At 39.0% G+C, this 23,936-nt stretch carries 23 protein-coding genes and 1 tRNA gene; 18 read left to right on the plus strand and 6 right to left on the minus strand.

The features are described 5' to 3' along the window. On the plus strand, window positions 1-972 hold the full coding sequence (locus FHR28_RS15085; protein ID WP_166782996.1) for a PoNe immunity protein domain-containing protein: 972 nt from the start codon (window positions 1-3) through the stop codon (window positions 970-972). Window positions 973-1,054: 82 nt separating this feature from the next. On the opposite strand, the gene FHR28_RS15090 is transcribed toward FHR28_RS15085, so the two are convergent. After that, window positions 1,055-2,227 (minus strand): tyrosine-type recombinase/integrase, encoded by a 1,173-nt coding sequence (locus FHR28_RS15090; protein ID WP_166782997.1) that lies wholly within the window; start codon window positions 2,225-2,227, stop codon window positions 1,055-1,057. Between the two features lie 182 nt (window positions 2,228-2,409). After that, window positions 2,410-2,500, minus strand: a tRNA-Ser gene (locus FHR28_RS15095). Window positions 2,501-2,621: 121 nt separating this feature from the next. Between FHR28_RS15095 and FHR28_RS15100 the strand changes: the two genes are divergently transcribed. The 3 genes from FHR28_RS15100 (at window position 2,622) to FHR28_RS15110 (ending at window position 6,447) form a co-directional block, all read left to right on the plus strand. Further along, a complete protein-coding gene (locus FHR28_RS15100; protein WP_004718533.1) occupies window positions 2,622-4,502 on the plus strand; it encodes a potassium transporter Kup in 1,881 nt (626 codons plus the stop codon). 597 nt (window positions 4,503-5,099) lie between these two features. Next, window positions 5,100-6,122, plus strand: a complete 1,023-nt coding sequence (locus FHR28_RS15105; RefSeq protein WP_228722124.1) for a DNA/RNA non-specific endonuclease — start codon at window positions 5,100-5,102, stop codon at window positions 6,120-6,122. Window positions 6,123-6,201: 79 nt separating this feature from the next. Next, window positions 6,202-6,447, plus strand: a complete 246-nt coding sequence (locus tag FHR28_RS15110) for a hypothetical protein (RefSeq protein WP_004818484.1) — start codon at window positions 6,202-6,204, stop codon at window positions 6,445-6,447. A 107-nt stretch (window positions 6,448-6,554) separates the two neighbouring features. On the opposite strand, the gene aqpZ is transcribed toward FHR28_RS15110, so the two are convergent. After that, window positions 6,555-7,247, minus strand: a complete 693-nt coding sequence (gene aqpZ, locus FHR28_RS15115) for an aquaporin Z (protein ID WP_105713870.1) — start codon at window positions 7,245-7,247, stop codon at window positions 6,555-6,557. A gap of 275 nt (window positions 7,248-7,522) precedes the next feature. Then, the gene (locus tag FHR28_RS15120; protein WP_166782999.1) at window positions 7,523-8,530 is read right to left on the minus strand and encodes an AraC family transcriptional regulator; all 1,008 of its coding nucleotides are present in this window, start codon (window positions 8,528-8,530) and stop codon (window positions 7,523-7,525) included. A 152-nt stretch (window positions 8,531-8,682) separates the two neighbouring features. On the opposite strand from FHR28_RS15120, the gene FHR28_RS15125 reads away from it, so the two are divergent. Further along, window positions 8,683-9,321 (plus strand): sterol desaturase family protein, encoded by a 639-nt coding sequence (locus tag FHR28_RS15125; protein WP_034618016.1) that lies wholly within the window; start codon window positions 8,683-8,685, stop codon window positions 9,319-9,321. Between the two features lie 375 nt (window positions 9,322-9,696). On the opposite strand, the gene FHR28_RS15130 is transcribed toward FHR28_RS15125, so the two are convergent. Then, window positions 9,697-9,966, minus strand: coding sequence for an oxidative damage protection protein (locus FHR28_RS15130; RefSeq protein ID WP_004818487.1), 270 nt, complete (start codon window positions 9,964-9,966; stop codon window positions 9,697-9,699). A gap of 11 nt (window positions 9,967-9,977) precedes the next feature. Beyond that, a complete protein-coding gene (argH, locus tag FHR28_RS15135; RefSeq protein WP_004718519.1) occupies window positions 9,978-11,408 on the minus strand; it encodes an argininosuccinate lyase in 1,431 nt (476 codons plus the stop codon). On the opposite strand from argH, the gene FHR28_RS15140 reads away from it, so the two are divergent. The 13 genes from FHR28_RS15140 to FHR28_RS15200 all read left to right on the plus strand — a co-directional run bounded on the left by FHR28_RS15140 (window position 11,399) and on the right by FHR28_RS15200 (window position 23,896). Then, window positions 11,399-12,559: a sensor histidine kinase gene (locus FHR28_RS15140; RefSeq protein ID WP_034617632.1), complete on the plus strand. Its 1,161-nt coding sequence runs from the start codon at window positions 11,399-11,401 to the stop codon at window positions 12,557-12,559. The genes argH and FHR28_RS15140 overlap by 10 nt on opposite strands. A gap of 49 nt (window positions 12,560-12,608) precedes the next feature. Further along, entirely contained in the window at window positions 12,609-13,346 is a 738-nt protein-coding gene (locus FHR28_RS15145; protein ID WP_004818489.1) for a LytR/AlgR family response regulator transcription factor, read from the plus strand. Between the two features lie 96 nt (window positions 13,347-13,442). After that, on the plus strand, window positions 13,443-14,366 hold the full coding sequence (gene hemC / locus FHR28_RS15150; protein ID WP_166783571.1) for a hydroxymethylbilane synthase: 924 nt from the start codon (window positions 13,443-13,445) through the stop codon (window positions 14,364-14,366). A 13-nt stretch (window positions 14,367-14,379) separates the two neighbouring features. Continuing rightward, window positions 14,380-15,162, plus strand: a complete 783-nt coding sequence (locus tag FHR28_RS15155; RefSeq protein WP_166783000.1) for a uroporphyrinogen-III synthase — start codon at window positions 14,380-14,382, stop codon at window positions 15,160-15,162. Next, entirely contained in the window at window positions 15,159-15,989 is an 831-nt protein-coding gene (locus FHR28_RS15160; RefSeq protein WP_166783001.1) for a hypothetical protein, read from the plus strand. Before FHR28_RS15155 ends, FHR28_RS15160 begins: the two co-directional genes overlap by 4 nt. 4 nt (window positions 15,990-15,993) lie before the next feature. Further along, a complete protein-coding gene (locus FHR28_RS15165; RefSeq protein ID WP_166783002.1) occupies window positions 15,994-17,187 on the plus strand; it encodes a heme biosynthesis protein HemY in 1,194 nt (397 codons plus the stop codon). A 9-nt stretch (window positions 17,188-17,196) separates the two neighbouring features. After that, window positions 17,197-17,634, plus strand: a complete 438-nt coding sequence (locus tag FHR28_RS15170; protein WP_004718508.1) for an acyl-CoA thioesterase — start codon at window positions 17,197-17,199, stop codon at window positions 17,632-17,634. A 225-nt stretch (window positions 17,635-17,859) separates the two neighbouring features. After that, complete coding sequence (locus FHR28_RS15175) at window positions 17,860-18,186, plus strand: H-NS family nucleoid-associated regulatory protein (RefSeq protein ID WP_004718506.1); 327 nt, start codon at window positions 17,860-17,862, stop codon at window positions 18,184-18,186. A gap of 163 nt (window positions 18,187-18,349) precedes the next feature. Beyond that, window positions 18,350-19,093 carry a type II secretion system protein N gene (gene gspN, locus FHR28_RS15180; protein WP_004718504.1) on the plus strand — a complete coding sequence of 248 codons (744 nt, stop codon included), beginning with the start codon at window positions 18,350-18,352 and terminating at the stop codon, window positions 19,091-19,093. After that, the gene (locus tag FHR28_RS15185; protein WP_004718502.1) at window positions 19,093-19,938 is read left to right on the plus strand and encodes a type II secretion system protein N; all 846 of its coding nucleotides are present in this window, start codon (window positions 19,093-19,095) and stop codon (window positions 19,936-19,938) included. Before gspN ends, FHR28_RS15185 begins: the two co-directional genes overlap by 1 nt. A gap of 41 nt (window positions 19,939-19,979) precedes the next feature. Next, complete coding sequence (gene gspD / locus FHR28_RS15190; RefSeq protein ID WP_166783003.1) at window positions 19,980-22,226, plus strand: type II secretion system secretin GspD; 2,247 nt, start codon at window positions 19,980-19,982, stop codon at window positions 22,224-22,226. A 184-nt stretch (window positions 22,227-22,410) separates the two neighbouring features. Continuing rightward, window positions 22,411-23,133, plus strand: a complete 723-nt coding sequence (locus FHR28_RS15195) for an FHA domain-containing protein (RefSeq protein WP_166783004.1) — start codon at window positions 22,411-22,413, stop codon at window positions 23,131-23,133. Between the two features lie 94 nt (window positions 23,134-23,227). Next, window positions 23,228-23,896: an HAD-IA family hydrolase gene (locus tag FHR28_RS15200; protein ID WP_004718496.1), complete on the plus strand. Its 669-nt coding sequence runs from the start codon at window positions 23,228-23,230 to the stop codon at window positions 23,894-23,896. Window positions 23,897-23,936: the final 40 nt, after the last annotated feature.

Here is a 23,936-nt window from a genome sequence, read left to right on the forward strand (position 1 = left end):
ATGCAAGTACAAAATCAAAGAAGACAAGTTTTCTTGACAGATGAAATTTTTAATAGGGTTAATACTTTTTATAAGGAATTACCTATTGAAATTCAAGATAGCAAAAAACTGTATGAAGGCAGCTCCGCTGATATCAGACGTTTAGATTATTTTTTATCTCTACATGCTTACGATTTACTAAGTTTAAATTTTACTGCAGGTTTTGATATTTCTGCTTTGAGACTTCAATTAGAAGATATCATTGTTAAATACGAGGAATATACCTTAGCGTTGCGTAAAGATGAGGAGGATAATGATTGGGCTCCGTTTTACTTTACCGCTATAGATGAATATGAGCGTTGTATGCAATTAATTGGTTGGTGTTATTTATTGCATCGACGTGATTTGCTCCCTCGCATTGCTGCAATGCAAGATAAAATTTATCATGATCAAACTGATCAATTAGATACCTTGTATGAGGATTTTTTATCATTCGAATTAAATGATCGTTATGATGTGGATCAATGGTTTTTTGATAATCCATATAGATCTTTAATCTTTAGTAAATATCGAGATACAAAAGAAGAAAGTGTCCAAGATATTCAAGAGTATTTGAAATTATGGTATCCAGCCTTTGAAAGTGCAGCTTGGCATGATACTCATAAAATGGATGAAGGTTTATATTTCGGTTATTGGGCAATAGAAGCTGCAGCATATGTGTACTTACTAGATTTGGATGATAGTGAAATAACTCATCTGGTCTATCCAAAAGATTTAGTTAAATTTGCGCGAGAGTTTGTACCGTCTGAAAATGATATTACTAATCCAAATGCTAAAATATTAAGATGTGAAGCTGGGCAAATTTGTCCACAATCAGGTGACTGGTATAGTCCAGCAAACAATATGGAAAAGCGTCATTTTAATCAAGGTGAAGTTATGCCAGAGATTCCGAATAATGCTTGGGGTGAAACCATTTGGTATATGGACCTATAAAATTGATATAAAAATAACTCACCTGAAGATAGTGAGTTATTTTATCAAATAGAGCATCAATCCAATAAGTTGGTTCTCGGATTTAAGTAGTTTTGTTCCTCAACTCATCAATAAAATCTGACCATTCTTGCATCATCTTTGTTCGGTACTCTAAATGCTGTGCATGGTTATATGCCTGAGACACAGCATTACCAACCTTATGCGCCAACTGGATTTCAATTGCATCATGCATATAACCTTGTTCATGTAATGTCGTTGATGCAAGTCCACGAAAACCATGTCCAGTCATTTTGCCGTTATAGCCCATGGTGCGAATAACGCAGAGTAGAGCATTACTACTCATAGGTTTGGCTGTACTGTGATTATAAAAAACATACTGCTTATTGCCAGTAAGAGAGCGTAAGCTTTCAATGAGTTCAATCGCCTGTTTGGATAATGGAACGATGTGAGGCTGTGCCATTTTCATTTTTTCAGCAGGTATTCTCCATAAATGATTATCAAAATCGATCTCATTCCACTCCATTGCTCTCAATTCAGCTGTACGCACAAATGTTAAAGTCATCAGCTGAATAGCCGTTTTGATCATTGGATTGCCATGATAACGATCCATACGCTCAAGAAAAGGTGGGAACTCAGAAATATCCAGTCGAGCCATATGCTTCACTTTACGAGGCTTTAGAGCCTCTTGAAGATGTGGAGTTGGATCATTCTCAATCAGTCCTTTACGGATTGCAAAACGGAAAATACGTCCAGCTAAAGGAATTGAACGTTTTGCCATTTCTTGAGCTCCACGAGCCTCAATTTTTTTAGCACATGCAAGTACATCTTTACCTTTAATTTGATCAATTGGCATGTGACCTAAAGCAGGGAAGAGATCTTTTTCAAATACAGACAGATCTCGTAAGTAAGTGGTTTCTTTTATGACGGCTTTACGATCTTCCATCCATTCCATAGCAAGTGTTTTAAAAAGTGTATTTTCATCTGCTTGTAATTTTTTTTGTTTCTTCGCTTCGTTGGGGCTAATCCCATCTTTCAATTTCAATCGAGCTTCATCTCTGGCACGGCGAGCTTGGGCAAGTGTCGTTTCAGGGTATGTACCAATACTGAAGATATTCTCTTTTCCATTTAAACGAAACTTCATGCGCCAATGCATTCCTCCAGAAGGGGTGACCTCTAGATACATGCCTTTTTCATCAGCGTATTTAGTTTTCTTTTCTGATGGTTTAATTTTTCTGACTTGAGCATCTGTAAGCATTGCAATGTTTCCACAGAATTTGGGGGTATAATTTTGGGGGTAATTTATTATACCCCCAGTTATACCCCCAACTATATCTAGATTGCAATAGTTCTGATCAGATTGTATTAGACATAAAAAAAGCTTAAACCCTTTAGATTTAAGCTTTTAAAGACAGCATTAGATATTGTAAGAATAGAAAATGGCGGTGAAAGAGGGATTCGAACCCTCGATACGCTATAAACGTATACACACTTTCCAGGCGTGCTCCTTAAGCCACTCGGACACTTCACCAAGGCGTGGGATAATAACCAAAAAAAAGATTTCTGCCAAGCAACAATTGATTTAGAGCAAAAAAAATTTCACAGTGATATGATTGCGCAAAAATAGTGTCTAAATTTTTGAAGACGAATCTATGCAAAGTACTGCAAAAAAAGCCGCGTTACCTGCGATCACACTCGCAGCATTAGGGGTGGTATTTGGAGACATCGGAACCAGTCCCTTGTACGCCCTACGCCAATGTTTTCTAACTGCACACATTGCCATCACCGAAGCGACCGTGCTTGGGATCTTGTCACTGATTTTCTGGTGCATGATGCTCACCATCAGCTTTAAATACGTCACCATTATCATGCGAGCAGATAACAATGGTGAGGGTGGTATCATGTCCTTGCTGGCGCTGAACTTACGATCTAATCGTATCGCAGATAATCGCAAAATCTATTTAATTGCCTTGGGATTTATTGGTGCATCACTGTTTTTTGGTGATGGCATTATTACCCCGGCAATTTCAGTACTTTCAGCCATTGAAGGGCTGAGTATTGCCACACCTATGTTTAATAAATGGCTGATGCCTTTAGCAATCGGCATTCTTACCGCACTGTTTTTGGTACAAAGACATGGTACGGGAACCATGGGTAAGTTTTTTGGTCCAATCACTCTAACGTGGTTTGCCTCTATCGGTTTAATCGGTATTCATAGTATTAGCCAAACCCCCTATGTATTAAGCATGCTCAGTCCACATTGGGCGCTGAACTTTATTTTTCATCAACCCTTTGTGGCGTTTTTAACCATGGGTGCGGTGATTTTGACGGTTACAGGTGGTGAAGCACTCTATGCAGATATGGGGCATTTTGGCCGACTGCCGATTCGTTTAGGCTGGTTTATCATTGTTTTGCCTTGTTTGTTATTGAATTATGCAGGGCAAGGTGCATTATTACTACGTAATCCAAGTGCGATTGAAAACCCATTCTATTTGCTTGTACCTGAGTGGGGCTTATACCCCATGATTGCCTTAGCCACAGCGGCAGCGGTGATTGCCTCACAAGCGGTGATTACAGGTGTGTTTTCAATGGCAAACCAAGCCATTCAGTTACGCTATCTGCCAAGATTAACCGTGCATCACACCTCTGATGTGGAACAAGGTCAGATTTATTTGCCCTTTATCAATTGGATACTCTACGTCTCGATTCTTTTATTGATTGTGATTTTCCAAAACAGTGCCAATCTTGCCAATGCTTATGGTGTAGCGGTCACCATGACCATGTTATGCGATACGATTTTGATTTCAATCTTGGCATATGGTTTTTGGCGTTGGCCAAAGTGGAAAGTGGCATTATTTGCGATCCCATTTTTAGTAATTGATAGTATTTTTATTGGGTCAACCTCATTAAAAATCATTTCAGGTGGATGGGTTCCGATCCTGATCGGTGCAATCGTATTTACTATTTTGATGACATGGAAAACCGGGCGAGAAATTGTCTTTAACCGTTTGGAAAAAGATGCCTTGCCGTTGGATCTGTTTATTAAAAGTGTCAGTTTGAGTGATGAAACACAGTTTGTACCGGGTCAAGCGGTATTCTTAACCGGTAATCCAAATATTGTTCCACATGCGATGTTGCACAATATCAAGCACAATAAGGTCCTGCATGAACGCAATATTATGGTGACGGTGATTACCCGTGATGTTCCGTATGTACCAGACCAAGAAAGAATTCGTGTTGAAGTCTTAGATAAGCGCTTCCAACGAGTTTTTGTTTACTATGGATTTAAGGATCAACCTGATATTCCAAATGCACTAGAGTTGGCTTATAAGCAGCTTGAAGTTGAATTTGACATGATGCATATCAGTTTCTTCATCTCACGTGATCGTTTGATTCATACCGTGGGTGATGGAATGGCGCCATGGCGTGAAAAACTGTTTATTTCGATGCAACGTAATACCAGTCCAGTGAGTGATTTTTATCAAATCCCGCCAAACCGTGTGGTTGAAATGGGCAGCCAGATCGAAATCTAAATTCATATCAATCAAAAGCCAGAAGTCATTCTGGCTTTTTTTTGCCCATGGGTTTTATGTGTTGGTGTATTACATTGGTTCACTTTATTTTTGGCAGAGATTTTTTCTCTAAATCCTGAAAATAAAAATTCTTATTCTCTATATTCTTGGTCCTGCAAAAGTAGATAGGCTGATATTGCACTGAGACAGTATCAAACCCTTTAGAATGCTGAGTTTGAATGGTTCCATCATTCAATTCTCCCTAGCGAATCTTGATACATCAGTATAAAACGATCCTATACGACAAACTGTGTCGCAAGGCTGTCGAACAACACTGCGCAACATGACATAATCATGAGCACAAGTGCGATAAAGCATCTGTAAGATATTTGATTTTCTAGCATTTTTTGTGAAATAAACAATAAATTGTTACATGGAATGTTGTTTAGTTAAGCACAAATCGTAGAAGCTTTACTCGGTTGAAGATCGGCACAATATCTTTCAGTTTATTGACTTGTTAAGCTATTTAAATTCAAAAACTTAATTTGTATGGATTTTGAGTGGATTGTTTATTTAACCTTGTTTAGGAAGCCTTTGTTGAAAAATTCAGTAGTTAAAATGGTGTTGGGTGTTGTTGCTACTGGAAGTTTTGCGATTGCGTTTGGCCAAGAGAAAATTTTTCAGTTACTGCCGTTTACCCAAAGTAGTACCAATAACTCTGCGTGTTTAAATCAGTTCTATCGAGAGCAACCACCTGTTTTAATCAAAGAAAGTTTAAAGAAAAACAGTTATCCCTTATGTTTTAACGGGTTTAATGTAATGTATTCGGGTGTTTCTAAAACACCGTTATGGACAGCAGAATATTTATCTCCACAGCGCTTAAGTCAAAAGATTAAACGTGAAGATAATTTCCACGAAGAGCCACGTGTAAACGCTACACATCGTGCATTATTATCGGATTATCGTGGTTCAGGCTATGACCGTGGTCATATGTCACCCAATGCTGATATGCCCAATAAGGAATCACAGTTCGACAGCTTTTCTTTGGCCAATATGGTGCCGCAAGCTGCTAAAAATAACCAACAAGTTTGGCGTGAGTTAGAAGAAGCAACTCGTGCAATTGTCACCAAGCAAAAGAAAGATGTGTATGTGGTCACTGGCCCAGTGTTTTCTGGCAAAAAACTAAAAACCATTGGAAAGGGTGTGATTGTTCCAACCGCGATCTATAAAGCGATTTACTTGCCTAAACACGGGATCATTGGTGCGTACTATGCGCCAAATAATGATTCACTTCAGGTTAAAGTGGTCAGCGTATGCTATTTAGAAGAACAGTTGGGGATGAATTTATTTCCACAACTGACTGAAGAACAAAAGCGTAATACCTATAAATTGCCTTTGAACGCAAAGCAGGTCAAGGTCAATAAAGAAATTGAGTACTCACATTGGGATGCGGAAAGCCAATGTGCAGAAGAGGTCAGTCAGGATAAAATCAGCGCACTGCAAAAGCAGTTCCAACCCAAAAGTGGTTCAACAGCGACATCGGATGTGCAATTGCCAAAAGTAGACCCAGAAACCAAAGATGCCTTGGTGAAACAATTGGTTGAAGCGTTGTTGCAATATATTTTACAAATTTTGAAATAATTCAGCGCTGATGGTGCAGTATCTTTTGAGAATCTATTTATACTGTGAATAAGATTGAAAAAAATTGAGAAAATTAAAAATGTTTAAACCGTTTGAGAATGGCACAGAATCACATTCAATTCATGATTTAACCTTAGAAAATCAAACTGATTGTGTCAGTATTTATGGCAATTTACAGATCACCAAAGATCAAGCTGGCTTAAAAGCGGCTAAGCTTTTACAAAGCTATCTCAATGAAGTTGTAGCAAGTTTAGAGAAGCAAAGTGATCTACCAGAACAGTTAGCACGTCAAAGCGAAGGTGAAATAGAAAATCCATTTCTTTAAAGAGCATATTTATTTTTAAGCCATTTTTGAATTAGTTATGTTCTAATTTATTGGTTTATATGTATAAAAAAACCTGCCGAAGCAGGTTTTTTACATTGAAAATCTATTTAGGATTGAGGCTCATTACCCACAACCTTATAAATCAATGCCCCAATGATTGCACCGACAATTGGTGCCACCCAGAATAACCATAATTGACTCAATGCTGCTGTTTCAGCAAATAAAGCCACAGCAGTACTTCGAGCTGGATTGACTGAAGTATTGGTGACGGGGATACTAATTAAGTGAATCAAAGTAAGTGCTAAACCGATGGCAATCGGGGCAAAGCCAGCAGGTGCACGTTTATCTGTTGAACCGAGAATAATAATTAAGAAAAAGGCAGTTAATACGATTTCAATTAACAATGCTGAGACTAAAGAATATTTGCCAGGGGATAAATCACCAAAACCATTGCTGGCGAATCCACCAGTTCCTGTGAATCCCGCCTGACCTTGTACGATTAAATACAAAACAAATGCGGCCAAAATACCACCGATGACTTGAGCAATAATATAAGGTGCTAAGTCTTTGGCATTAAAACGACCACCTACCCATAAACCTACACTTACTGCAGGGTTAAAATGCCCGCCTGAGATATGCCCTAAAGCAAAAGCGCCTGTGAGTACGGTTAAACCGAATGCCAGTGCAACACCAGCAAAACCGATGCCCAGTTCTGGAAAAGCAGCGGCAAATATTGCGCTACCACATCCTCCAAACACCAGCCAAAAGGTTCCGATAAATTCTGCGAGATATTTATTCATATTGATTCCTAAATTATTTTTTTGAACGGAATGGGGTTATATGACTATTTTTAGATAGTTGATAACCGTGGGGTGGATACAACTTTTATTTTCTGTATAAAGATAATAGTCTAAAAATATGAAAATAAAATCACAAATAAAAAATATTCATATCAATATCGGCTAATGTTCTGATTTTATTTTAAAAAATTATATTTTACAGATATTTAATGCTAAACAAATGAGTAGTGAGAATGGTGAATCATGCTGTTTTTATCTATAAATTTAATTCACAATTACTTAAATTCTCGATGCTGAAGACGCCATTGTTGCGGTGTTAAGTCTGTCCATTGTTTAAACGCACGTTGGAAAGCACTTTGTTCTGAGTAACTGAGAAGCAGGGCAATTTCATGCAAGCCTAAATGTGGATCTTGTAGATACTGAAAGGCTAATAATTGGCGGACATCCTGAACACGTTGTTGGTAGGTGGTGTTCTGACTTTGTAGATGACGTTGTAACTGTCGTATCGACATATTCAGTTGTTTGGCAATCGCTTCGATTTGATAATTGTTTTTTTGTAATCCCAATAAAATACTTTGTTGTAAGCGTTCATCTAACTGGGTGGCATTGGGTAAGCTTTCAAGTAAGGCCTGCGCTTGTTGCATCAGCAATTTTTGCAGGGTTTGATCACTGCGTTTAAAGGAAATCGCAAGTGCGCTGATGGGAAAGATCAGTTCGACTTTTTCTTGTTGAAAGAGTACAGGACACTTAAAGAATGCTTGATACAGCATGCTGTTTTTAGGTTGAGGATGAATAAAATTAACCTGATACAGCGTTATATCATCGGATATAAATTGTCTTAAAAACTGAATCACCACGGCCATCGCAATTTCATCAGTAATTTGAGTGGTTAAATGGGTGGGTAGATTTTCCCAACGTACCGAGATGTGCTGTTCATCATAATATTCAACTTTCAGCGGGCTTCCATCATAAATCAATCGATGAAAATCATGGTAGCGGGTGAGTGCCTCTCCAAGCGTGTCACAAGATTGTGCAATATAGGCAATGATACCAATATGTTTGGGTTGTACATATTTAGAGATGTCTAGACCCAAAGCTGGGCTTTGTACTTGTGATTGAATGTCATCCAAGATTTCACGCCAAACGGTATAGTCAAAGCGTTCAACATTTTGAATCTGTTGTAGTTTGGATGAGATCTTTAGACCTTTAGCTTCACTAAAAGTATAGAGTAATTGCCCAAGCCCGCCATATATCGAGCCCGCATAGTCCTTTAATTGCATCATTTACACATCTTGTTATTGTGTGATCTACGTCAGCTGTAGTTTAAACATTATACTATTTTAATTTGTCGTAATTTGTCAATGAAAATACTTTTTGATGTCAATACCTATTTCCCAGCATGTTTTATATTCACAATAAGCAAGAGGGATTGATTATGTTAAAAGGTTTTTTAGTCGGATTGGTCGTCGCAAATGGTTTTGAATGGGTTGCGCATAACTATATTTTACATGGTCAACATCGCCCAGGGAAACCACGTTTCAGTCCAGTGCCACGCAGTATGAAATCGCATTGGGAACACCATCGTGAAGTGCGTAAACAAGATTTTCATGATGATGGCTATGTAGAAGGGATTTCAAATTGGCGAACCAAAAATGAAATCGTTTCTTTGGCGGTGGTTGCTGGTGCGGCAAGTTTGATTTTCTACCCGATTTCGAAAGGAATGGTTGCGGCATCGCTTTATAGTGCGTGTAATTATTATTATATCCATCGCCGTGCACATTTAGAGCCAGATTGGGCGATGAAGAAAATTCCTTGGCATTATGATCACCATATGAACTCGAACCAAGATGCCAACTGGTGTGTCACTAAGCCTTGGTTTGACTACCTGATGGGAACACGGGTGATTTCTTCTGCGGATCTGCAAGAGCAGAATCCTTTAGGTGTGAAATTGCCTCAGCCAATCGCAAACTGGTTATCATCCAGCATAGAAAAATATTTTCCAGCCAAATGGGTAGAGAAAAAACCGTTATTGGTTGAGGACAATACACAAAAGCTCAACGATTCTGTGGCCTAATTGGGTTTTTGAACGTTGTTGCTTGTTCTGATCTGTTTAAAACTGCTGTGAAATGAAATGGTTGCGTCGTGTAAAATCTATAATTTGTCGTGATTGGTCAGCGTTTTCGGTATCTTTGGTCAATATTAAGCCATGCCATCAATGTATATTGATTGCACAGCATGTACCTACTGCCGTGTTTTAAGTTTTATAGGAGTCTCCAAGACTCCTTTTTTTATACGTGGGAAAAGTAAATATATAAGATTAAATTTATAGGCTCATGTGATCGCGTCATCTTGTACGATGAAGCAATAAAAAAATCCCCTGACGGGGATTTTTTAGATGTGCATAAGATGCACATCACTTTTGGATTTTTGCCTTAGGAGGCTTCGGTCATTACTCAGGCTTTAAGCCTTCCGCCATTTCCAATGATTGATCATTATCCAAAAATTTTTCACGCTGTTCTTCTAAAAACTTTTTTGCATCTGGTTCAAACACGTTTAAACGTTTTTCATTGATTAACGTGGTTTGGTGTTTTAACCATTCTTGCCAAGCTTGTTTAGACACTGTGTCAAATAACACTTGACCCTTTGGACCTGGAAAGGGTGCAAAGTCTAAACCTTCTAACTCTTTTTGATATTTACGGCAAAATACTTGTCGAGTCATATCAAAACTCCTTATGCATAAAGTTTTTCTAAACGGATATAAGCGCGTTCAATGGCAGCAGCAACCTGTGCAGGCGCAGTACCACCAATATGATTACGTGCATTGACAGATGCTTCAAGGGTTAAAGCTTTTTCAAACACATCTGCTTGAATTAAATCTGAGAATTGTTGTAATTGCTCAAGGCTTAACTCAGAAAGATCTTTCGATTCTTGCACACCTAAAGCCACGGCTTTACCTACGATTTCATGTGCATCACGGAAAGCAACGCCATTTTTTACAAGGTAATCAGCCAAGTCTGTTGCGGTAGAGAAACCACGTAGCGCCGCTTCACGCATGATTTCAATATTTGGTACAAGTGCAGGAATCATATCTGCAAAAGCCATCAATGAACCACGCACTGTATCAATCGCATCAAACAAAGGTTCTTTGTCTTCTTGGTTGTCTTTGTTATAGGCCAAAGGTTGACCCTTCATGAGGGTGAGCAGACTCATTAAGTCGCCATAGACACGGCCAGTTTTACCACGAATTAGTTCAGGAACATCTGGGTTTTTCTTTTGTGGCATGATCGATGAGCCAGTACAGAAACGGTCAGGAATATTCACAAACTTAAATTGTGCAGAAGTCCAAAGAATCATTTCTTCTGACATACGTGATAAATGCATCATGATTAAAGATGCAGCAGCATTGAACTCAATTGCAAAGTCACGGTCAGATACTGCATCTAAAGAATTTTCAGCAACGGCTTCAAAGTTTAACAATTCTGCAGTATAAGCACGATCAATAGGATAGGTTGTTCCAGCAAGCGCAGCTGAACCTAAAGGCATACGGTTGACACGTTTACGGCAGTCGATTAAACGCTCAGAGTCACGCACCAACATTTCAAACCACGCCATCAAATGATGACCAAAAGTCACAGGTTGCGCAGTCTGTAAATGGGTAAAGCCTGGCATGATGGTGTCAGTATTGTTCGCTGCTAAACCCAAGATGCCTTTTTGTAATTTTTCCAGTAAAGTCAAAATCGCATCAATTTCGTCACGTACATATAAACGGATGTCTGTGGCAACTTGGTCATTACGGCTACGACCGGTATGCAATTTTTTACCTGCAATCCCGATACGCTGAGTTAAACGAGATTCGATATTCATGTGCACATCTTCTAAATCAATGCGCCATTCAAATTGACCTGCTTCAATTTCAGCTTTAATTGTGTTTAAACCATTGATAATGTCATCACGTTCTTGTTCTGTAAGGACACCAACTTTTGCTAACATAGTCGCATGTGCGATCGAGCCAGCAATATCTTGTTTATAAAAGCGTTGGTCAAATTGAACTGATGCAGTAAATTCAGCAACAAAGGCATCAGTAGCTTCAGAGAAACGACCGCCCCACATGCCTGACGTTTGGGCTTGTGACGGATTAGAGGAATTAGAAGATGTGGTCATATCGGCTCAGTAGGAAAAAAAGCAGTAGAACTAAACGCAGTATAACAAATTCAGCCTCACTTGCCGAAGTAAAGCGCAATCATTCATCAATAAAATCTGGGCGCGGTTTTTATCAGTCTTATTTCTTTAGCAAAATGGGGCATCGCAAGTATTTATTCGAACTATTTATCTCTAGTAATGTGTTGGCTTTTTTATTGGCATTGGCTGAAGCACAATCATGGGGCAATTTAAATCTTTGGCATGTTTTAGAATATATTTTATATATTAATTGGATATTATTGGCCTTTGCCGCTTTTCAGGATGTATTTGAAAAAAGGCTCTCGCAATATACCTATTTATCTATTTCAATATTCAGTTTTATCCTTTTACAGGCGATTGTGCTGTGTACAACACTGGTTTTAAATATTATTCATTATTGGGGAACGCATTTTTCTTTACAAAATATTTCCATCCAAGACATTTCGCATAATCTTATTTTGCATGTCAGCTATGGGGTATTACTGGGCGCATTTTGTTTACGCTACTTGTATATCCGTGAACAAGCAGTATTGCAGCAAAACAGTGAATTGAATGCGCGTATTCAGGCCATGCAAGCACGTATTCATCCACATTTTTTATTTAATAGTTTAAATAGCGTGGTGAGTTTAATTGCGATTGATCCCGATAAAGCTGAACAAATGCTGATAGATTTATCCAAATTGTTTAGAGCCAGTTTTCAAGAATTAAAGCTCGTGACCTTAAAAGAAGAAATACAGTTATCTCAACAATATATTGCAATAGAGCAAATTCGTTTGGGAGATCGTTTAAATGTGGAATGGAATATTCAACAACCGCTGTTATTAGATCAGGTCAAAATTCCCTTATTAACCTTACAACCTTTAATTGAAAACAGTATTTTTCATGGGGTTGAGCAAAAGATTATCGATGCCAAGATCGGCATACTGGTTGAAATATTGCAAAATCAAGTCAACATAGTCATTACCAACCCATTTTTACAAGATAGAATAAAAGTAAGAGAAGGGCATGGAATTGCTTTAGAAAATGTAAAACAGCGTCTAAAAGCACATTTTGGCGATTCTGTTTATTTTCGGAATTATGCAGGGAATGGATTATTTACAATGGTAATCCAATATCAGTATAAAAATAGATGATTGGGAAATTCATTAAAATAAAGACGATATATTTGGGTAAGGAGGAGCAATGGACATCCTGATTTGTGATGATGAACCGCTTGCAGTGGAACGCTTATCACGATTGGTGTCGCAACTTGGGCATCAGGTTATTGCAACAGCGCAACATGGTCAACAGGCATTGGAAATGGTTCAGCAGTTCGAGCCAGATGTGGTGTTGCTTGATATTCAAATGCCAGAAATGGATGGTTTAAGCTGTGCGCAGCATTTAGCACATTTTAATCCGACGCCAGCCATCGTATTTTGTACGGCATTTGATGAACATGCTTTGCAAGCCATTCAATCTCAAGCAAAAGGATATTTATTAAAACCAATTGCCAAGGATGATTTGGAAACGGTTTTGGAGAGTGTCACTAAACTGACTCAAGCTCAATTAACTCACTTAGAAAAAAAAGAACTCATGGAAGAAAAAGTGCAAAGACAGCAAATTGCTGCAAAAACCTATCGAGGTTTGGAGCTAATTCCTGTTGAAAATATTTACTATTTTTTAGCAGATCAAAAATATGTCACCGTGCGCCATAAAAATGGCAGTGTGCTTATTGATGAAACGCTCAAAGATTTAGAAACAGAGTTCGCAGATCGATTTATTCGTATTCATCGTAATGCTTTAATTTCTCTAGATTATTTAGATGGGTTGGAAATGGTGTCCTCCGGTCAGTATCAGGTACGATGCCGCGAGTTAGACGAGCGTTTGGCAGTTAGTCGTCGCCACTTACCGTTACTGCGCGAACGGATGCAGAATTTATAGTTTGATGGGAAGCTTAAATCATTTTGATAATTTACTTGCATTTTTACGATTGCAGAGTAAGTTTAGAGTGTTTAAAAGTTTGGCAAAGCTGAAATGATGAAAACCTTGAAAATAGCAACTCGCCAGAGCCCGCTCGCAATGTGGCAGGCTGAGCATATTCGTGATCGTTTAGAGCAATTACACGCGCATGTAAAAGTAGAATTGGTTACCTTTGTAACCCAAGGTGACAAAATTTTAGATACACCTTTGGCCAAAATTGGTGGTAAAGGCTTATTTGTCAAAGAATTAGAAGCTGCTTTAATGGATGGTCGTGCAGATCTAGCCGTTCATTCCATGAAAGATGTGCCGATGCAATTACCAGATGGTTTGGAGCTTGCGGTCATTTGTGAGCGTGAAGACCCTTTTGATGCTTTTGTTTCCAACCATTATGCAAAGTTTGATGATTTACCACAAGGCGCAACACTTGGCACATCGAGCTTACGTCGTAAATGTCAGATTTTAAAACGGCGTCCTGATTTAAATGTGATTGATTTGCGTGGCAATGTTGGTACACGCTTATCCAAGCTGGATGCAGGTCAATATGATGCCATCATCCTTGCCAGTGCAGGCTTAAAACGCTTAGAACTCTCCGATCGTATTCGGCATACGCTACCAGCAGAAATTAGCTTACCTGCGGTAGGCCAAGGTGCATTGGGTTTAGAGTGCCGCTCAGCTGATCAAGAGATTTTGGATTTAATCATGCCTTTAATGCATGTTGAAACCAATGCTTGTGTCCGTGCTGAACGTGCTTTTAATGCTTATCTAGAAGGTGGCTGCCAAGTGCCTATCGCAGGTTTTGCCACATTGAAGGATCAAACATTGTCTTTGGAAGGGCGTGTAGGGAGTGCGGATGGACAAACCCTGTTATCTAGCCAAGTCAGTGGTACGCCAGATCAAGCAGAGCAGTTAGGTGTGCAACTTGCACAAAAGCTACTTCAACAAGGTGCTGGAGAAATACTCAAAGCACTTTATCAAGCTTAGTTTTTAGGCTTCAATGCTATTTATTAATACGCGTCCCATCGATCGGGCTCAGCCGTTAACCGAATGTCTGCGCCAGTCAGGTTTTGACGTGGTTGATCTGCCATTATTGGCATTAACACCACGTCCATATAACAACACATTACAACAACTTTATTTACAGCTGTTATCGACTCAAATTATTGTTGTGGTCAGTCCTACAGCTGTTCAGATTGGTATGCAATATCTTCAGCAATCGGGTCTATCACTTATGCAGATCCAGCATATTCAGTGGATTGCTGTAGGGAAAAAAACTGCGCAACGACTCTTAGATTATGGGGTGGAAAGCCATGTTCCTGCGGTGGAAACATCAGAAGGAATGCTAAGCTTGCCGCTGTTTAATCAGGTAAAAGAGCTCAAGAGAATTGCGTTTTGGCGTGGTGAAGGTGGGCGTCAATTTATGATGCAACAATGTCAAGCGCGTCATATTGATGTTTTAAACTTTGTTTTATATGACCGCGCATTTCCTCAACAAACTCAGGCACAATTTTTAGATTTTGTGAGCAAAATTGAGCAATTTGAAAAGCCCTATTGGAGTTGTATCAGCAGTGAAGCCAGTTGGCACAATTGGCTGGCTTTGACCCGAGATCATCAAGAGATCGTGAGTGCTTGTCATTATTTAGTTTTAGGTGAGCGTTTGTATCAATTATTAAGACATGGTAAAAATGCAGCTCAGGCCTGTTTGAATAGCACTCAAATTTCAAATTTAGCGCCAGAAACCATTCTACAAACCATAGTGCAGTTGCAAAGGAAGTTATGAAGAAGTTTATTTATGTCTTATTGTTGATCGCTTTAGGATGGCTCATTAAGTTGAGTTATAACTTCTATCATGTTTCACAACAGCTCAATGATATTCAACAAACACTGCATAAAAGTGAACAAAAGAATGCTAGTTTGAATGATCAATTGGTGGCAGTAAAACGACAAACAGATGAGCCGACTCAAGAGGTGGCAAAGAAAACCGCTTCGATTCAAACGCCTATTGCTGGTATTCATCCCAGTGTAGTGGTTAAACAGCAACTAGAGTTGGTGCAATTTGCTATGCAACAACAACAGTTTGTGTATGCACTTGAGCATCTTACTCAGTTAAATCAATCTTTAGATCAGTATGCGTTGGCAGATGCAGTAAAACAAAGCCTACATCAAACCATTGCGCAAGATATTCAGAGTATTCAACACTTTGTGATTGAACGAAATGCCCAGCGAGATCAAATAGAGGCTTTACTTAAACAAGTTGATCAAGCACTCATCACTGAATTGAAAAATAATCAACTGAAACCAGATCAAGATCAGTCGCAATACTTTTGGGAAAAATGGTTTCAAGTCGATATTGTTGAAACAAATACTCCTGCATTGGCAAACCGTAAATTTATTTTAAAAGAAGTCCAATTAAGATTATTACTGGCACAACAATTATTAGTTAAAGGGCAAACTGCTGAATACCAAGAGATGCTGAATCAAATGATTCAACAATTGGATATATTACCCGATGCTGCTAGTCAGAAGATTAAGCAAAAAATATTAAAAATGAAGCAAACATCGCAGCCGCCGATTCCTAAGCTGAATAGCTTGGCTGTTTTGGGGTAGATCGATGAAACATATTTTTCTGATCTATGCCTTTATTAGCCTGATTATTCTGGCTGTACTGAGTGTATTGAGTTATACCGCAGGGTCAGGTTATGTCTATGTGCTCTGGCACAATATTCAAGTTCAAACCAATTTATGGTTGTTAACATTTGCTGGCGTTGGCATCAGTTTTTTGATGCATGTGGCATGGTATTTCCTCAATCATTATATTCGCCGAGAAAAAAGAAAATTAGAACAAGTACTGAGTTTTAGCACGTTGCACCCATTTGAACAGTTTGGTGTATTGTGGTTATTAGATGGTGAAGATGAACAAGAGCAGGTGATTCAAACGATTTTTGATCAATCTGGTTTATTAAAGCCGATTGTGCAATCCCGATTATTACTCAAACAACTGCATTACTCAGAAGCATTAAATGCTTTAGAACACAGCTCCCCATCCGCTTTTGAATTGGCGGAAATTTTACGTATCGAAATTTATTTGGCCCAACAGGACAGTCAACAAGCGCTGACCCATTTAGAGTTTTTAAATGGACATGAACTTTCGCCGTGGCTGAATCAACTTTCAGAAAGTTATAAATTGTCTGTGCAAAAATTATGGGGACAATTTGCCCTGCAATATCCGTGGCAATATTTACACTCAACTCAATTTGGACAATTAGAAACTGCGACTAAACAGCAGTGGTTAATACAGCTTTTGGGTTGTTATGACCAAGCAAGTTTTGAAGATACTGAACTATTACAGCAAAAATTTTTAGAGATAGAACCGCAACTCGATCAAATGCCTTATGAGACAAAAGTGCTTTGGCTAAAAATTATTACCCGTTTACCTGAACTTGCTCAGCAACAGCAGCAGCTGGTGATTCAAATACTTAATGAAAAATTTGACCAAGATGTGTTCCACTTATGGTTCCAGCAACAGTTGCTTAGACAGAATCCAGATTATGAGTATTTAGAGCAACAGATTATAAATCTTGAATCTAAATATATGAACATTCCTGTTTTTTGCTTTGCTAAATGGCATATATATATTGCAACACAGCGGGAATATGAAGCAGATCAACTTCTGTCATTATATCCAAATGATATTCTAATGAATTATTTAAGAATCAAGTCCACTTTAAATGGAAATGATGAATTAATTCAACAATTGAATTCAATTTTTGAAAAAGATAGCAATTATATTCAATTTAAAATTTGAGAACCCAGCATGAATCCACTGACACAATTCCCGATCGTTTATGAGCAAAAGGTTGCATGGGGCGATATGGACGCTTTTGGTCATGTAAATAATGTGATGTATTATCGTTATATTGAAAGTGCACGTATTGAATATTTTGATCGTTTAAATGTATTTGACCAAGATGTTTTAACTGTTGTTGCCTCAAGTCAATGCAAATATTTAAAACCTGTATTTTATCCAGATGTGCTACATATTGGTGCGCGGGTAGAAGAAATGAGAAATAGTGCTATACGCATGCATTATGTATTATTCAGTCAGCAACAACAGCAGATTGTGGCGGACGGAGAAGCAGTTATTGTTTTTGTCGATAAAGTAGCGATGAAAAAAGCATTAATTCCTCAACAGTTGCGAAAAGTTATAATTGATTTAGAAGCTACAGTGCATAATGATTTGGCAAATACATAAAAATGCCTCAGTTATCATCATTATATTTAAAACATAAGACAGCATATTCTTTTGCATTCGCTTTATTTTGATGTTGAAAATAAGCGCTTTGAGGTAATTATAATAATCTTTTTGTTGTTTTATGTGTTTATTGGGGAATATATGTATTGCTTATTGGAATAAATGAAAATACTATTGCTATGAAGTTATTTTAAATAAGTATTAAGAAATTTACGTGGAGAGTTAATGATGCCTGATATTAGTAATTTATCGGTTGAAGAGTTAAGAAAGTTAACAGCTGAAGCAGAAGCTTTAATTGAAAGTAAAAAAGACCAAGCAGTTGAAGATGCCTATAATAAAATTATTGAAATTGCGCAATCTGCTGGTTTAACTTTGGAACAGTTTATTGAATACGGCGCGCAAAAGCGTAAAAAGACAACGCGTAAAGCTGTTGAGCCGCGTTACCGCAATAAAAAAGATACTTCTGAAACTTGGACTGGACGCGGTAAACAACCACGTTGGTTGGTTGCAGAAATCGAAAAAGGTGCAAAATTAGAAGATTTCTTGATCTAATCTTCATCTAAGTGTCATTCAAAGACCTTAAAATCAAAGAACCAAGCAAATCTGCTTGGTTTTTTTATACGAGTGAATTGGCGTTATGCAAAAATTATGCATAATGTATAAACAAGAGGGCATCATCTTGCATGGAAGAATAAATGAATGATGGTAAAGATGAATGAATAAAAAATCAAAACAGATAACGTGGTGGATTACTGGAGTTGTCGCTTTTTTAATTTTTGTACTTTTGCAAGTTCCTGCAACATGGCTGATTTCTAAATTTTATAAGAACAATCAAACCTTACAAAATGTCAGTGGAAATATTTGGCAAGGGCAAGCAGATTGGCGCAAGGGTAATTTACGTGGTTCCGTTTCGTGGAGAACCCGCCCGTGGGATTTGATTTTATTACGTGTGGGTGCAAATGTTGAAGTGCATAGTGGGCAAACTCAGCTAAATGGGGTTGTAGGCTATGGTATTGGTAAAAAAATAATTATTAATCAGATGCAAGGTCAGATTGCACCAGAAACCTTAAAGAATATTGCAAATTGGCAGTGGCCAGCGAATGCAATTCAAATTTCAGATATGACCCTACGTTTTAAAAAAGACACTGGATTTAGTGATGTAGATGGTCAATTGCATTGGGGTGGTGGCGAGCTTGGTTATACTTTTGGGCAGCGTCAAGATCAAATGAATATCCCGTCTTTAAATGCACAACTTAAAGATGAGGCGGGTAAACTGATTTTGGATATACAAGATCAACGTAGCCAGAAGATGGCCAATATCAGCTTAGATCCAACCATGATGTTAGATGTGCAATTAACCCAACGCATGTTACTCAATGTGCCTTCCTATGATGGAAAGGCTGGTTTAGATACTTTTGTGATTAGTTCTAGACAACCACTCATTCAAGGTGGTTTCTAATGAATATAAAAGAACGTTTTGAAAATATTTCTTGGAAAAAAACAGAGCACCTTGCGCCTGTTGTTTTATTTCTTTTAATTTTAGCATTGTGCTGGAAACTGGCTTCGATTTTTTGGTGGGTGGTTGCACCGCCTCAAGTCATGCAACCAGAGCAAGTGAGTCTAGGTTCGCAACAAATCCAAGTGCCCAATATTTCAAGCTTTTCATTGTTTGAGGAAGTGGGTTCTAGTGCGACTGCAGATGACAGTATTCCGATGGTCTTGCAAGGTGTAGTCGTGAGTTATCCTGCGCGTTTCTCTTCAGCGGTGATTAAAGTCAAAGAAACAGCGGATCGTTATGCGGTGGGTGATCCAATTGAGGGTACCAGTTATCAGTTATCCGAAGTATATTGGGATCATATTGTTTTAAGTCAAAATGGAAATAACAGTAAAGAGTTACGTTTTACCGGGCTGGATAGTTTGTATCAGCCTATGCCAGGGCAATCTACAGATCAAAATACCAGCCCGCCAGCAAGTAATCCTGTGCCATCGCCACAACAAAATTCAAGCCAAAATGCTTTAGGGCAGGCGATTGAAAGGATGAATGAAAATCGGGACGAATACCTAAAGAACATGGGGGTTAACGCAAGTGGCGGTCAAGGCTATGAAGTGACAGATCAGACCCCCGCAGCGCTCCGAAATAAACTGGGACTAAGATCTGGAGATCGTATTCTTTCACTCAATGGACAATCAGTAGGTCAAGGACAGAGTGATGTTCAGCTGCTAGAACAAGCAAAGCGTGATGGCAAAGTAAAAATTGAAATTAAGCGTGGTGATCAGGTGATGACCATTCAGCAAAGTTTGTAAGTGGCTAGGACTACAAATAAAATTAGGATAGATAATAAGTTATGGCTTTTTTGAATCACAATCGACCACTTTGGGCTTTAGTTGCAGCGGCACCAATGATGGTTGCGGTCAGTACAGCAGCACATGCACAGACGTGGAAAATTAACTTACGCGATGCTGATCTCACGGCTTTTATCAACGAAGTTGCAGATATTACGGGCAAAAATTTTGCAGTCGATCCCCGTGTACGTGGCAATGTCACGGTTATTTCAAATAAACCTCTAAATAAAAATGAAGTTTATGACCTATTTTTAGGGGTGCTGAATGTCAATGGTGTGGTGGCTATTCCATCGGGGAATACCATTCGCTTGGTACCAGACAGTAATGTAAAAAACTCGGGTGTACCTTATGACCCACGCAATAATGCACGTGGTGATCAGGTTGTAACACGGGTGATCTGGTTGGAAAATACCAACCCCAATGATTTGATCCCAGCATTACGTCCTTTAATGCCACAATTTGCGCATTTGGCGGCAATACAAGGCACCAATGCGTTAATTGTGTCTGATCGTGCAGCGAATATTTATCAACTTGAAACCATTATTCGCAACTTAGATGGTACTGGGCAAAATGATATTGAAGCTGTTCCTTTACAACAGAGTCAGGCTGAAGAGATCATTAAGCAATTGGATGCCATGAGTTCGACAGGCGCATCGAAAGACTTTGCTGGGGCAAGGGTTCGTATTATTGCTGATGCACGGACCAACCGTATTTTGATTAAAGGGGATACAGGTACGCGTAAACGTATCCGCAATATGATTGAAATGTTGGATGTGCCTTCTGCAGATCGTTTAGGCGGTCTTAAAGTCTTTAAATTAAAATATGCCAGTGCAAAGAATTTATCTGAAATTTTACAAGGTTTGGTTACTGGTCAGGCAGTCAATTCTAGTTCAAATAATTCTTCTAATAGTAGTTCTAACAACAGCAATAGCAACAGTTTTAATAATAACAATTCATCATCGAATACCGGCTCAAGCACTGGAAGCAGTATTTCAACACCAGCAATTAATTTAAACAGCAACTCAAATAACAATAATCAAAATAATATCACCAGTTTTAATGCCAATGGTGTGAGCATTATTGCAGATGGTGCTCAAAATGCGTTGGTGGTTAAAGCTGAGCCACAACTTATGCGAGAAATAGAAGCTGCGATCCAACAGCTCGATGTCCGTCGTCAACAAGTATTGATTGAAGCGACGATTATTGAGGTTGAGGGTAATGATACTGATCAACTCGGTGTGCAATGGGCAATGGGTGATCTAAGTAGTGGTGTGGGTGTCGTCAATTTTTCAAATGTGGGTACAAGTTTATCTAAATTGGCAGCAGGCTATCTGTCAGGTGGGGCGGCTGGTTTAGGTAGTGCTGTTGGTGCAGGTACATCTCTGATTTTAGGGGATTATAGAGAAGGTGCTGATGGTTCTCGTAAATTATATGGTGCAGTGATTCAGGCTTTAAAAGCCAACACCAAGTCAAATTTATTATCTACGCCATCGATTGTCACAATGGATAATGAAGAAGCGTATATTGTCGTTGGGCAAAACGTTCCATTTGTTACAGGCTCAGTCAGTACCGGGACAGGGGGTACTGTCAATCCATATACCTCAATTGAGCGTAAGGATGTGGGGGTGACCTTAAAGGTAATTCCGCATATTGGTGAGGGTGGTTCGATTCGTTTAGAGGTAGAACAAGAAGTCTCCGCAGTTGCTGAAAATAAAGGACAGGCAACGGATTTGGTCACCAGTAAACGTTCTATTAAAACCTCTGTGCTTGCGGATCATGGGCAAACCGTGGTCTTAGGTGGCTTGATTTCAGATGATACTGCTCATACACGCCAATCTATACCATTCTTGGGTGATATCCCGGGCTTAGGCCGTTTATTTAGAGCGGAAGGCAAATCGAATGCTAAACGTAACTTATTGGTGTTTATTCACCCAACGATAATTGGTGATAATGCAGATATACGCCGTGTATCTCAACAACGTTATGATCAGCTGTATAGCCTGCAATTGGCGATGGATAAAGATGGTAATTTTGCCAAACTCCCAGCCAATGTTGATGATGTTTTTCAGCAACGACTGCCAATTACCTCAACACCAAGTTCGCAGCCTAAGCTGGTACAACCGCAACCGACAGCACAACCACCAAGTCAGTATCAAAAAGTGCCTACAGGTGCCAAGACAAGTGCAGTACAAGGCAATGCGGTGACTACACCCGTTGCAGAGGAACCAAATGATATCCGTAAGCAGTAGCATTGTGGGCTTCGCGTAACAAGTGCTTCTAATCGCATGCTTTATTTGATATTTAAAATAACTTGTTAAAGTATTGTGGTGTGTTCTGTTGTGGCGTAGACAACATAAAGCTTGGTTTTGCGCTGATTTAGCACTGTAGAAATGTCATGCTAAGATAGACTTGAATTAGAATGGGAAGATAATCATGACTTGGAAATTACAAGCAATTACAGGTGAGTTAGAAGGGCAGGAAGTCACGATTGACCGTGATATGCTGGTTGGACGCCATCAAGATGCAGACCTGTTATTACAAGCTGCGGAAATTTCACGTCGCCATGCTGCATTCTTATTAAAAGAAGATGCACTTTGGGTTCAAGATCTAAAGTCATCCAATGGTACTTTTGTGAATGATATCCGTATCGATCAAGATAAACTATTGATGGACGGCGATATCGTTCAATTTGCCAGTGTTAAATTTAATGTACTTGCACCGGTAAAACCTGTTGTTTTGCAAACTGAACAGGCAGCGCCTGAGGTTGAAGTTCAACCCGTTGTAGCTCCAGCAGGAACGCCGGTTCAACAACCTGCAGAGGCTGTGGCGACTGCTGAAATTAAACCAGTTGCCCCAGTAGAACGTACAGTGGCAGATCAGATGAATGAACAGGGCATGCCTGAGCTTTCAGAACGAGATAGCAGTGTGCAAATCAACCGTGAAGGTATGCCGTCTGGTGTAGCAATCCCTAAACCTGCGCCAATTCCAGAAGGTGTGGATATTCATGCGGCTACACAGCCAAAAGTAGAGCAGGTCAAAGCACCTGAACTTGTTGCAGAAGAACATGTCGAAACCCAGAAAAATGCAAAGTTAGGTTTGGCAACACTGGTGATTTTGATCATTTTGGCAATTATTGCATGGCTATTGTTTAAATAATTTGCGAATGCGCTACACTCAAGGCATGCAATCGCATGCCTTTGTTTTTTGTATTTTCGTTTTTAAAAATTAAAACTCGATTTAGGTGTAAATCATGAATGTGGCAAAGCTAGACCAACGCGAACTGATTTTATTTGATTTGGATGGGACCTTGGTTGATTCAGCATTTGATTTATATCGTGCCATGAATTTAAGTCTAGCGCGTTTGAACTTACCCCAAGTCACTGAACAACAGGTTCGGGTTTGGATTGGTAAAGGCACCTCGTTATTTTGTGAAAGTACATTGAAGTATTTAAAAGGTGAAGTGGATCCTGTACTGCATCAACAGCTTTTGGATACATTCTTGGAAATTTACAATGCAGAACCTTGTGTCGATACCAAACCATTCTCTGGAATTTTAGAATTTTTAGAATGGGGAATTGAAAACAATAAGAAATTGATTTGTGTGACCAATAAACCAGAACAGCCCGCCCGAAAAATTCTAGAAGAATTGCAAATGGATCACTATTTTGTCGATGTAATAGGTGGTGATCGTTTTGAAGTGCGTAAACCACATCCAAAACCATTGTTGTATTGTGTTGAAACTTATCAGTCATCAACTGACAAAACCTTGATGATTGGCGATTCAAGTAATGATGTCGAGGCTGCACGCCGTGCAGAGGTTGATTGTATTGTGGTCAGCTATGGTTATAATCACGGTGAAGATATTCAACTCTGTCAGCCACAACAAGTGGTGGATGATTTAACAGAGCTTTTGGCTTAACTCCGGTATATTTAAATTGTTGCGAAAAAAGGGAAGAGGA

It is taken from the genome of Acinetobacter sp. BIGb0196 (assembly GCF_011759595.1).
In the GTDB taxonomy this organism is placed as follows: domain Bacteria; phylum Pseudomonadota; class Gammaproteobacteria; order Pseudomonadales; family Moraxellaceae; genus Acinetobacter; species Acinetobacter guillouiae.